General features: G+C 63.0%; 10 protein-coding genes, 1 tRNA gene and 2 pseudogenes. 6 read left to right on the top strand and 7 right to left on the bottom strand.

Annotated elements, in window-relative coordinates; all coding sequences use genetic code 11:
• Positions 1-268: pseudogene (locus tag X750_RS139510) on the top strand (pilus assembly protein); the annotation flags it as partial.
• A gap of 278 nt (positions 269-546) precedes the next feature.
• Here the strand turns inward: X750_RS139510 and X750_RS139515 are convergent.
• Together X750_RS139515 and X750_RS139520 are read right to left on the bottom strand one after the other, a co-directional pair.
• Positions 547-623, bottom strand: a tRNA-Arg gene (locus X750_RS139515).
• Positions 624-729: 106 nt separating this feature from the next.
• Positions 730-1893 (bottom strand): M20 aminoacylase family protein, encoded by a 1164-nt coding sequence (locus X750_RS139520; protein ID WP_023685374.1) that lies wholly within the window; start codon positions 1891-1893, stop codon positions 730-732.
• 233 nt (positions 1894-2126) lie between these two features.
• On the opposite strand from X750_RS139520, the gene X750_RS139525 reads away from it, so the two are divergent.
• Positions 2127-3305 (top strand): D-alanyl-D-alanine carboxypeptidase family protein, encoded by a 1179-nt coding sequence (locus X750_RS139525; RefSeq protein WP_023685373.1) that lies wholly within the window; start codon positions 2127-2129, stop codon positions 3303-3305.
• Between the two features lie 3 nt (positions 3306-3308).
• Positions 3309-4403: a GTP-binding protein gene (locus X750_RS139530; protein ID WP_023726959.1), complete on the top strand. Its 1095-nt coding sequence runs from the start codon at positions 3309-3311 to the stop codon at positions 4401-4403.
• A gap of 3 nt (positions 4404-4406) precedes the next feature.
• Here the strand turns inward: X750_RS139530 and X750_RS139535 are convergent, their stop codons facing one another.
• The 5 genes and pseudogenes from X750_RS139535 to X750_RS139550 all read right to left on the bottom strand — a co-directional run bounded on the left by X750_RS139535 (position 4407) and on the right by X750_RS139550 (position 8379).
• On the bottom strand, positions 4407-4664 hold the full coding sequence (locus X750_RS139535; protein ID WP_031193210.1) for a sulfurtransferase TusA family protein: 258 nt from the start codon (positions 4662-4664) through the stop codon (positions 4407-4409).
• Positions 4665-4723: 59 nt separating this feature from the next.
• On the bottom strand, positions 4724-6019 hold the full coding sequence (locus X750_RS139540) for a murein L,D-transpeptidase family protein (protein WP_023748522.1): 1296 nt from the start codon (positions 6017-6019) through the stop codon (positions 4724-4726).
• 234 nt (positions 6020-6253) lie between these two features.
• On the bottom strand, positions 6254-7204 hold the full coding sequence (locus X750_RS139545; RefSeq protein ID WP_023685389.1) for an acetyl-CoA carboxylase carboxyltransferase subunit alpha: 951 nt from the start codon (positions 7202-7204) through the stop codon (positions 6254-6256).
• An 88-nt stretch (positions 7205-7292) separates the two neighbouring features.
• A pseudogene (locus X750_RS01000000163340) lies at positions 7293-8205 on the bottom strand (site-specific tyrosine recombinase XerD).
• A 21-nt stretch (positions 8206-8226) separates the two neighbouring features.
• On the bottom strand, positions 8227-8379 hold the full coding sequence (locus X750_RS139550; RefSeq protein WP_023670666.1) for a hypothetical protein: 153 nt from the start codon (positions 8377-8379) through the stop codon (positions 8227-8229).
• A gap of 172 nt (positions 8380-8551) precedes the next feature.
• On the opposite strand from X750_RS139550, the gene X750_RS139555 reads away from it, so the two are divergent.
• The 3 genes from X750_RS139555 to X750_RS139565 are packed head-to-tail and all read left to right on the top strand — an operon-like array spanning position 8552 to position 11186.
• Positions 8552-9163, top strand: coding sequence for a shikimate kinase (locus tag X750_RS139555; protein WP_023670667.1), 612 nt, complete (start codon positions 8552-8554; stop codon positions 9161-9163).
• Positions 9160-10293, top strand: coding sequence for a 3-dehydroquinate synthase (gene aroB / locus X750_RS139560; protein WP_023706317.1), 1134 nt, complete (start codon positions 9160-9162; stop codon positions 10291-10293). The genes X750_RS139555 and aroB overlap by 4 nt, the downstream gene beginning before the upstream one ends.
• The gene (locus tag X750_RS139565) at positions 10290-11186 is read left to right on the top strand and encodes an HlyC/CorC family transporter (RefSeq protein ID WP_023670669.1); all 897 of its coding nucleotides are present in this window, start codon (positions 10290-10292) and stop codon (positions 11184-11186) included. Before aroB ends, X750_RS139565 begins: the two co-directional genes overlap by 4 nt.
• Positions 11187-11188 lie beyond the last annotated feature (2 nt).

Below are 11188 nucleotides of genomic sequence, written 5' to 3'. Positions count from 1 at the left end.
CGTCCGCTATACACTGGAAACCTCTTCCCGGGCGCTGCAGCTGAACAACACGCTTTCGCAGAGCGACATCCAGGCTATCGCCACGCAGAAATTGGTGAACCTGGGTCTGAAGAACGTCATTGTGACGATCGCGACTGACCCTGCCAGCGGCGGTTTCAAGATGGCGCATCTGACCGCCAGCTATGCCTTCGTCATCGCTTTCCCGTATTTCGACCAGTATCCGATAAATTACGCCACGACCGTCACGGTGCCCCTGGTTGCCAGCTAGGATACGGCCGGCTTCGTTGAGTTGGCGGCGCCGAACTCAGACCGTAACGGATCGACTGGGAACCATCGCTCGATCTGGAATTGTACTTGCAAGAGGTCGATTCTCTTCGCGGCTGTAGATGCTTAAAGCTCGCTCCTGAGACCTCAGGGATGGACTTTTTCTATGGAACTAAAGTCAGGCTGCTTGCTTGGTCGCGTCCGTGAAAATCACCGAAAACCAGTCCATCAGTGCTGCAACATGCCGACAGGCTATCTCAGTCACCAAGCCTTTGATCTTGCTGGTGATCCCGACAGGAATCGAACCTGTGACCTACAGATTAGGAATCTGCCGCTCTATCCTACTGAGCTACGGGACCACGCGGCCCGACACATAGCCGCTTCGGATCGTTTCGCCAAGAGGCTCGCCCAGGGGAAATCAAGAGGCCGGCCGAACGCAATTCGGCCAGCCTCTTGCGGGATAGGTCAGGCTGCCAGCGCCGTTTCGGCCAGTTTCACCCAGTAGCTCATGCCGTGCGGTATGACTTCGTCGTTGAAGTCGTAGGCCGGATGGTGGAGGCCGGCGGTCTCGCCATTCCCGATGAAGATGAAGGCGCCGGGGCGGGCTTCCAGCATGTAGGAGAAGTCTTCGCCGCCCATCACCGGCTGGATGGCGCGGTGGACCTGGGTGTCGCCGGCGACATTTGCCGCGACATCGCCGGCAAAGACCGTTTCTTCCGGATGATTGAAGGTCACGGGATAGTTGGCGTCATAGTCGACAGTGATCGTCGCGCCGAAGGCGGTGGCTATTCCTTCGCAGATGGTGCGGATGCGCTCTTCCGATTTCTTGGCGATCTCTTTCTTCAGTGTGCGCACCGTGCCGGCAATCTCGGCGGTCTCGGGAATGACGTTGTAGGCGTCGCCGGCGTGGAACTTCGTCACCGAAACCACCACCGCCTCGACCGGATCGGTGCTGCGCGAAGCGACCGTCTGAAGGGCGCCGACCAACTGGCTGGTGATGACGATCGGGTCGATCGTGCCGTGCGGCATCGCCGCATGGCCGCCGCGGCCCTTCACGGTGATGGTGAACTCGGCGGTCGCCGCCATGATCGGACCCGGCCGGATGGCGAACTGGCCCACCGGCAGGCCCGGCATGTTGTGCATGCCAAAGACCCGCGAAATATCGAAACGCTCCATCATGCCGTCCTTGACCATCTCGTTGCCGCCGCCGCCGCCCTCTTCGGCCGGCTGGAAGATGACCGCGACCGAGCCGGCGAAATTGCGCGTTTCGGTCAGATATTTGGCGGCGCCCAAAAGCATCGCCGTATGGCCGTCATGGCCGCAGGCATGCATTTTGCCAGGAATGGTCGAGGCATAGGGCTTGCCGGTGATCTCGTTGATCGGCAGCGCGTCCATGTCGGCGCGCAAGCCGATGGTCGCGCCTTGCCCCTTGCGGCCATGGATGATGCCGACGACGCCGGTCTTGCCGAGGCCCGTCACCACGTCGTCGCAGCCGAATTCCTTCAGCTTCTCGGTGACGAAGGCGGCGGTCTTGAAGACATCGAAATTCAGTTCTGGCGTCTGGTGCAGATGGCGTCGCCAGCCGGCAACTTCATCCTGCATCTCGGCGGCGCGGTTGAGAATCGGCATAATGGTTCCATCTCGCTATTGGAGCAGACGATCTGGCCTGCTTGATTGCAATTGTGATTGCCATGCTTGTTGCCATCTTGGCACTTTGCCATCTTGGCGTCACATAGGGTAAATAGCACCCCAGACAATGTGATCCGGAAATTGAGGGCCGGATCAGGTCATGCTGGCCATCGCGTAACGAAATCTTACGGAGCCAGGGGCGACTACGGCAAGAGGCGATTTCGGATTCCATGATGCGGCACAGCCATATCCTCAAATTACTGCTAACGGGCGGCTTGGCGTTACCCATGCTGGCTGGGCCAGCTTTGGCCAATCCGGTGATCCTGTTCGACCTCAACAGCGGCAAGGTTCTGCAGCACCAGGACGCCTTCAAGCGCTGGTATCCCGCTTCGCTGAGCAAGCTGATGACCGCCTATGTCACCTTCCGGGCGATTGCCGCCGGCGAGGTCCAGCTCGATTCACCGATCAAGGTGACCAAGCATTCGGCGGGCGAACCGCCGAGCAAGATGGGCTTCAAGCCGGGCTCGGTGATGCGGCTCGACAATGCGTTGAAGATGATGCTGGTCAAATCGGCCAACGATATCGCCATGGCCATCGGCGAAAACATAGGCGGCTCGCAGGCCGGATTCGCCGTTCGCATGAATGCGGAGGCGGCGCGGCTCGGCATGACCGGAACGCATTTCGTCAATCCGAACGGACTGTTTTCGCCGGAGCAGTATACGACGGCGCGCGATCTTGCCCTGCTGGTGATGGCGATCCGCAAGGAATTCCCGCAATACGCCCCCTGGTTCTCGATCGAAGGCCTTGCCGTCGGCAAGAAGGCGATCTCCAACTACAATCTCTTGATCGGGCGCTATCCCGGCGCCGACGGCATGAAAACCGGGTTCGTTTGTCCCTCGGGCTTCAACATGATCGGCTCGGCGACACGCAATGGCCGCACGCTGGTCGCGGTCGTGCTCGGCGAAAAATCGGCGATCAGCCGTGCCGAGACCGCCGCCAGGCTGCTTGACCAGGGCTTTGCCATGCCCGACCCGAACTGGCTCACGGTCGCGGCCATGCCTTCCTATGGCGATACCATGTCACCCAACGACATGCATGATGAGATCTGCAAGAAGAAGGCGCCGCACGAGCAGTCCGAGGCGGCTCCGCCGGTGGCCGCGAAGGGCGCCGACGTGCCGAAATCGCCCTATCAGGAAAAGCTCGACCACGTGCCGACGCTGGTTGCCGTGGGCCTCGGCGGCGCCACCGGGCCGGCGCCGAAGGCGATGCTCGACCAGGGCGGCCAGGAATACGCCGATGTGCCGCTGCCGAGCTGGCGGCCAGACATTCCGGCGCCAAAGGGCGCCGAACCGGCCGTGGTGGGCCAGGCAACCGCGGTGCAGGGCGACCAGCTGGTCAAAGCCGCGAACTAGGCGATGGCTGGCTTTCCGATACCCGTCACGGTGGTCACCGGCTTCCTCGGCGCCGGCAAGACGACATTGCTCAACCGGCTGCTCAAAGATCCGGCACTGGTCGACACGGCCGTCATCATCAACGAATTCGGTGAGGTGGCGATCGACCACCTTCTGGTCGAGCAGGCCTCGGACGGCATCATCCAGCTGTCCGACGGGTGTCTATGCTGCACGGTGCGCGGCGAACTGGTCGACACGCTGGCTGACCTCGTCGACCGGCTGCAGACGGGCCGTATCGCCCGTCTCGCCCGCGTCGTCGTCGAAACCACCGGGCTCGCCGATCCGGCGCCGGTGCTGCAGTCGATCATGGCGCATCCCGCCCTGGTGCAGGCCTTCCGACTTGATGGCGTCATCACGCTGGTCGACGCGGTCAACGGCAACGCGACGCTCGACGGCCATGTCGAGGCGGTCAAGCAGGTGGCAGTCGCCGATCGCATCGTGCTGACCAAGGTCGATCTGGCCAGCGATTCCGGCGACGTCGATGCTTTGCGAACGCGAGTCCATCAGCTCAATCCAGGCGCCGTGGTGCTGGAGGCCGGCGACGGCCGAACCGGCGTCGCGGCTCTGTTCGACTGCGGCCTCTACAATCCGGCGACCAAATCCGCCGATGTCCGGCGCTGGCTCGGCGAAGAAGCCGCCCATGAGCACCACCATCATCATCATGATCACGGCGAGCATGAGCACCACCACGATTCCCGCGTGCGCTCCTACTCGCTGGTCCATGACGGCCCGGTGCCGTTTTCGGCGATCGAGATGTTCCTCGACCTGCTGCGTTCTGCGCATGGCGACAAGCTTTTGCGGATGAAGGGCGTCATCGAGCTTGCGGAGGACCCGTCGCGGCCGCTTGTTGTCCACGGGGTACAGAAGATCCTGCATCCGCCGGCGCGGCTACTGGCCTGGTCGGACGGCCAACGCGGCACCAGGCTGGTGCTGATCACGCTCGATATGCCGGAAGATTATGTGCGCCGGCTGTTTTCCGCTTTCACCAACCGGCCGTCGATCGACACGCCGGATCGCGCGGCGCTGGAGAGCAATCCGCTGGCGATAGCCGGGGGCTGATTCTCAGGCTCGCTCTGCGCCGCGTTCGACCAGGAAGCGGTGGCCGCCGGTGACGGCTGACGTTTCAACCAGTTGGTGACCAGCGTCGGCGCAAAAGGCGGGGATGTCGATGACCGCCAGCGGGTCGGTGGTCTCCAGCCAAAGCCGGCTGCCCGGCTGCATTGCCGCTAGGCGTTTTTTCGCCTTGAGAACGGGCAGGGGGCAGTTCAGGCCCTTGAGGTCATAGATTGCGGTGTGATTTGTTTGTTTGTTTTCATGCATGTCTTTGTCCCAAAACCGCTGCGCACTTTTGGGCGGCATGCATCGGCAAGGCGAAAACCTCAGCCGCCGAACATGCCTAGCAGCTTGTTCTTGATCTTCGACATCCGGCTTTCGTCCGCCGGCGGTTCCGCAGGCGCCGCCTCGACGCTCGCAGTGGCGACCGGCTGCTGGGCGGCCTGCTTGGCTGCTTCCTTTTCGGCCAGCGATTGGGCCTTTGCGGCTTGCTTTTCAGCCAGTGCCTGGGCCTTGGCGGCTTTCGCAGCCTCGATGGCAGCAACCCGCTGTTCCTCGGCCTTGCGCTTGGCTTCCTTCTCTGCGTCCAGCGCCGCCATCTTGCGGCCGGCGGGCGAATCGATGCGGCCCATGCGCGCCGTCTCGGTCAGCGTGCCGTCGGAATTCAGCGACGGCGGTTCGATCGGCACGCGCTCGCCCCGGGCGCGGCGCTTCGACCAGTCTGAAACGATGGCGGCTTCCTTGATGCCGGCAATGGTTGGCTTGGGCGCTGGCACGCTGCCCTTGACCGCGCCGGTGAAGGCCGCGTCATAGCTGCTTTGATAGGCGTTGAGTGCGCTCTTCAGCGAATCGGGCTGCGTGGTCGCGGGGCATGCGCCAGTCGGATCGAATGTCGTGCCCTCAGGCGCCACCTGGTTGAAGACATAGCGCTTGTCGCAGACATCGACCTTCGGTGGCACCTTGGTGATCTCGAAATTGTCGTAACCGACCTTCAGCATCTTCCAGAACTCATAGTTCGGGTCGTTGCGGTAGCGCGCCATGTTGGCGGCGGTCATGCGGAACGGGAAGGCCTGGATCTGGAACTCGGTCTGGCCGCCCTGGAAGGCATCGCGACCAAAAGCGTAGATCTGCTCGATCTGCGGGTCGGTCATCGAATAACAGCCCGACGACGAGCAGGCGCCGTGCACCATCAGATTGGCGCCGGTGCGGCCATTGGCACGGTCATAGGCGTTGGGATAGCCGATGTTGAAGGACAGGTGATAGTTCGAGCGCGGATTCATCTGCGACGGGCGGACCGTATAGAAACCTTCCGGCGCCTGGCGGTCGCCCTCGGTGTATTTTGGGCCGAGCTTGCCCGACCATTTGCAGATGTCGTAGCTGGCGACCATCTCGTAGCGGCCGGTGGTCTTGGCCTTCCAGATTTCGAGCTTGCCTTCTTCCTTGAAGATGCGAGCCATCACCGACGAGGTGCGGATCATGCCCTTGGCTTTCATGTCGGCCAGGATCTTGTCCGGCAGCGGCTTGCTGGCTTCCGGCGCAAAATTCTTCATCGAGGAATCGTTGCAGCCGGCAACGCCAAGCGCGGCGATCAGGAGTCCAGTGCGGGCAAGCTTGGTAAACATGGATACGGCTATGTCTTTTTCTCGCGGCACGGCCGGATAGCGCCCGGGCCTGCATGCTGAACACTGACGGACCCTAAGCCCGTTAACCTTGAAAATTCCTTACCGCAAGCGTCGGACGGCGCCCCCCACGGCAATTCGCCCGGTGTCACGGATTTTTTATTGAGCCGAATGCGGCGGCATTTTTGTGGCGAAATTGCTCCTTGACGCCACATTGCGGTGCGCTGCCGGCCAAAATCAGAGGCTGCGGCCCATCGCCAGATATTTTTCGCGGCGCTGTTCGCGAAAATCGGTGTTGGCGCCGGCAAAATCCTTCATCGTCTTGGCGATGAGATCGCCGGTGGCGGCGATCACCGTTTCGGGCGCGCGCTGGGCGCCGCCGAGCGGCTCGGCAATGATGGCGTCGATGATCTTCATTTCCAGAAGGTCCTGGGCGGTGATCTTCATGTTGGTCGCCGCATCTTTCGAGCGCGTGGTGTCGCGCCACAGGATCGAGGCAGCGCCTTCCGGCGAGATCACCGAATAGATGGCGTGTTCCAGCATGTAGACGCGGTTGGCGGTGGCGATCGCAATGGCGCCGCCCGAACCGCCTTCGCCGATTACAACCGAAATCGATGGCACTTTGAGGCCGAGGCAGGCCGAGGTTGAGCGGGCGATGGCTTCAGCCTGGCCGCGTTCCTCGGCGCCAACGCCGGGGTAAGCGCCGGCGGTGTCGACCAGCGTCAGAAGTGGGATCTGGAAACGGTCGGCAAGTTCCATCAGCCGCACGGCCTTGCGGTAGCCTTCAGGGCGCACCGAGCCGAAATTGTGCTTGAGCCGGCTCGCCGTGTCGGAGCCCTTTTCCTGGCCGATGACGGCCACCGGTTCGCCGCGGAAGCGGGCGAAGCCGCCGATGATCGCCTGGTCCTCGCCGAAATTGCGGTCGCCGGCGAGCGGCGTGAAATCGCTGAACAGACCCTTGATGTAGTCGAGGCAATGCGGCCTGTCGGTGTGGCGCGCGACCTGCACCTTCTGCCACGGCGTCAGCGCCTTGTAGATGTCGCGCAGCGCGTCGCGCACGCGCTTCTCGAGCCGGCTGATTTCGTCGCCGACGTCGACCGCCTCGCCATTCTCGGCAAGCTTCTTCAGCTCGAGGATCTTGAGTTCAAGGTCCTGCACCGGCTTTTCGAAATCGAGGTAATTGTACATTCTTGAGCGGACCGATGCGTCGGAAGGCAAACATCGCGCAGATGTAGGCTCCGCGCGGGCACGTTGCCCTCACATAGCGATATGAGGCCTAGTCGGCAAGCGGATGATGATCGTTGACCAGCCGCACCAACCGCTCTTCCAGCACATGCGTGTAAATNCTGCGTGGTCGAGATATCGGCGTGGCCGAGCAGCTGCTGCACCGCCCTGAGATCGGCGCCGTTCTGCAGGAGATGGCTGGCGAAAGCATGGCGCAGCACATGCGGCGAAATTTTCGCCGCCGATATGCCGGCCCGCGCGGCAAGGCCTTTGAGATCGCGGGCAAAGACCTGCCGGGAGAGAAAGCCGCTGTCGCCGGCGGCCGGGAACAGAAACGGGCTGTCGGCGAAAGCCGGCACCGTGGCCCGGGCTGTGAGCCAAGCCCGCATCGCCGTGCGGGCCTTGGCCGACAGCGGCACCATGCGCTCCTTGTCGCCCTTGCCGCGCACCATGAAGAAGCGGTCGTCGCGCTGGGCGACGGTCACCGGCAGGCCGACTAGTTCGGAGACGCGCAAGCCGGTGGCATAGAGCACCTCCACCAAAGCGTGCAGGCGCAGTGCAGCCACCCGGTCACCATTGACGGCATCGCCTGTCTCAAGCGCGGCGCGGTCGAGCAGCCGACCGGTATCGGCCTCGCTCATCGTCTTGGGCAGCGGCCGGCCCTTTTTCGGACTGTCCAGCGTGCCGGTCGGGTCGTCGCCGCGCAAGCCCTCGGCGTAGAGAAACTTGAAGAACTGGCGGATCGCCGACAGTTTGCGCGCCTGCGACGTCGACGCAAAGCCGCGCGCCGCGATATCGTCGAGATAGGCGCGGATGTCGGCTGCGGCGGCAGCGGCAAGCCCGCCGGCAATCTGCTGCGAAGCGTCTTCGAGATCACGGCGGTAGGAAGACAGCGTGTTTGCAGCGGCACCGCGTTCGGCGCTCATCATCTCGAGAAAGGCTTCGATGCGAGCCGCGCTGTTCATGTTCCAGGGGTCAGTTTTGGGTCAGTTTTTCTTGGGGTTCAGCTTTTCCGGTGGAATGCGCACGGTGATTTCGGCTTTTTTCGGCTCGACGAACATCGCCAACGCCACCATCGTACCATAGGCAATGCCGGCAAGAATCATCATCGTCACGACAAAGCGGAACAGTGTCGGCATCAATCTTCGCCCGTCTTCTTGCTCTGCGATTCCAAGCCCTGTGTCCTTATGGGACGCTAATTCCGTCAATTCAAGGACGAAGGGCTCTGCGTGCGAAAGGCGCTGTGCTTGACGCAAACGGGCTTTTGATGTCGATACGCCGGCAAAGACGGCTTAGAAACAGCATGGTCTCATGAACGCGTTACCAGCAAATCCTCCCGGCGATAGCCATGCCGCGCTGCTCGACAGGCTGGGCAGCCGCTCGATCGTCTTTGTCGGCCTGATGGGCGCCGGAAAGACGGCGATCGGCCGCAAGGTGGCGACGATGCTGTCGCTGCCCTTCGTCGACAGCGACCAGGAGATCGAAACCGTGTCGCGCATGACGGTGCCGGAACTGTTCGAACGTTATGGCGAGACCGAATTCCGGGCATTGGAGCAGCGCGTCATCCTGCGCGTGCTGGAGAGTGGGCCGCAGGTGCTGTCGACCGGCGGCGGCGCGTTCATGAATGCGCAGACGCGGGAAGCGATCGCCGGGCATGGCGTGTCGGTGTGGCTGAAGGCCGAGATCGACCTGTTGATGGAACGCGTGTCCAAGAAGCAGAACCGGCCGTTGCTCAAAAGCGCCGATCCGCGCGCCGTGCTCGAGCGGCTGATGGGCGAGCGCTACCCGGTCTATGCCACGTCCAACATCACGGTGCCGACACGCGACGACCGCAAGGAGGTCATTGCGACCGAGGTTGTCGACGCGCTGTGCGGGCATTTCGGCATTCCGGCTCCGACTGCGCCGGGCGAGGTGCGGCTGTGAGCGAACCGGTCACTGTCGAGGTCGGCCTTGGCGAGCGTGCCTATGACATCCTGATCGGCCCCGGCCTTTTGGCGCGCGCCGGCGCCGAGATTTCGCGCCGCCTGCCCGGCACGAGAGCGGCGGTGGTCACCGACGACAATGTCGCGGCGGCACATCTCGACGCGCTGAAGGCCGGTCTGGAAACAGGCGGCATCCAGCCTGCCGTCATCACTTTGCCGGCCGGCGAAAAGACCAAGAGCTTTGCCCATCTCGAAGAGGTGGTCGACGGCGTGCTCGCCGCCAAGCTGGAGCGCGGCGATGTCGTCATTGCGCTCGGCGGTGGCGTCATCGGCGACCTCACCGGCTTTGCCGCCGGCATCGTGCGCCGCGGCATGAATTTCGTCCAGATTCCAACCTCGCTGCTGGCGCAGGTCGATTCCTCGGTCGGCGGGAAAACCGGCATCAACAGTCCGCGCGGCAAGAATCTGGTCGGTGTCTTCCACCAGCCGAAACTGGTGCTGGCCGACACCGAAGTGCTCGACACGCTGCCGATCCGCGAATTTCGCGCCGGCTATGCCGAGCTTGCCAAATACGGGTTGATCGACCGACCGGCGTTTTTCGCCTGGCTGGAAGCGAACTGGGAAAAGGTGTTCGCTGGCGGACCGGAGCGGACCGAGGCCATTGCCGAGGCGTGCCGCGCCAAGGCCGATGTCGTCGCCCGCGACGAGTTCGAAACCGGCGACCGCGCACTGCTCAATCTTGGCCACACATTCGGCCATGCGCTGGAAGGCGCCACACAGTATGACGGCGCCCGCCTCGTCCATGGCGAAGGCGTCGCCATCGGCATGGCGCTGGCGCACCGCTTTTCCGCAAGGCTCAATCTGGCCAGCCCGGACGACGCGGCGCGGGTCGAGGCGCATCTTCGCGCCGTCGGTCTACCCTGGCGGATGGCCGACATCCCTGGTGAGTTGCCCGATGCCGAGGCGCTTCTTGGCTTCATCACCCAGGACAAGAAAGTGTCGCGCGGCGCGCTGACCTTCATCCTGACGCGCGGCGTTGGCCAGGCTTTTATTGCCAAGGATGTACCGGCGTCGGAAGTGCTTTCGTTCCTCAGCGAAAACCACCCGGGCCAGGAAGGCCGGCCGCGATGATCAACGAGCCCGGCTGGACCGTCGTCGCCGTCCTTGCCATCCTCATCCTGCTTGTCCTGGCCGTGCGCACGCGCCTGCTTGCCATGTTCGGCTATGAGTTGTCGCGCATCGAGCCGCAGCGCTCGACCCAGGACGAGTTGCGCGGCGCGGTCGACGATTTCCGCCGCGACGGCCAGATGGTGCGTGAGGACCGCGACCGTGTCGGCGGGCTGTTCGATCTCGCCGAGCTCGAAGTCTCCGACATCATGGTCCACCGCACCAATATGCGCTCGGTCAATGCCGACAATGGGCCGGAAGCCGTGGTGCGCGAGATCCTGCAGAGCCCGCACACCCGCATGCCGTTGTGGAAAGGCTCTCTCGACAACATTGTCGGCGTGCTGCACGCCAAGGACCTGCTGCGAGCGCTGAACGAGGTCGGCAACGACTTTTCCCGGATCGACGTGATGAAGATCGCGTCGAAGCCTTGGTTCGTGCCCGACACCACCACGCTGCAGGAACAGCTCAACGCCTTCCTGCGTGCCAAGGCGCATTTCGCTATCGTCGTCGACGAATATGGCGAGGTCGAAGGGCTGGTGACGCTGGAGGACATTATCGAGGAGATCGTTGGCGAGATCGCCGACGAGCACGATGTCGACATTCAGGGCGTCAAGCAGGAGGCGGACGGTTCCGTGGTCGTCGACGGCACCGTGCCGATCCGCGATCTCAACCGGGCGCTCGACTGGAACCTGCCTGACGAGGAAGCGACCACCATTGCCGGCCTGGTCATCCACGAGACGCAGTCGATCCCCGAGGAAAAGCAGGCTTTCACCTTCCACGGCAAGCGCTTCGTGGTGATGAAGCGCGACAAAAACCGGATCGCCAGAATCAGGATCAGGCCGGCGGGCGAATCTTAAAG

Origin of the sequence: Mesorhizobium sp. LNJC391B00 (assembly GCF_000502535.1) — a bacterium.
Classification (GTDB): domain Bacteria; phylum Pseudomonadota; class Alphaproteobacteria; order Rhizobiales; family Rhizobiaceae; genus Mesorhizobium.
The sequence above is the reverse complement of the archived record's forward strand: the minus strand, read 5'-3'. Positions and strand labels throughout refer to the sequence as shown.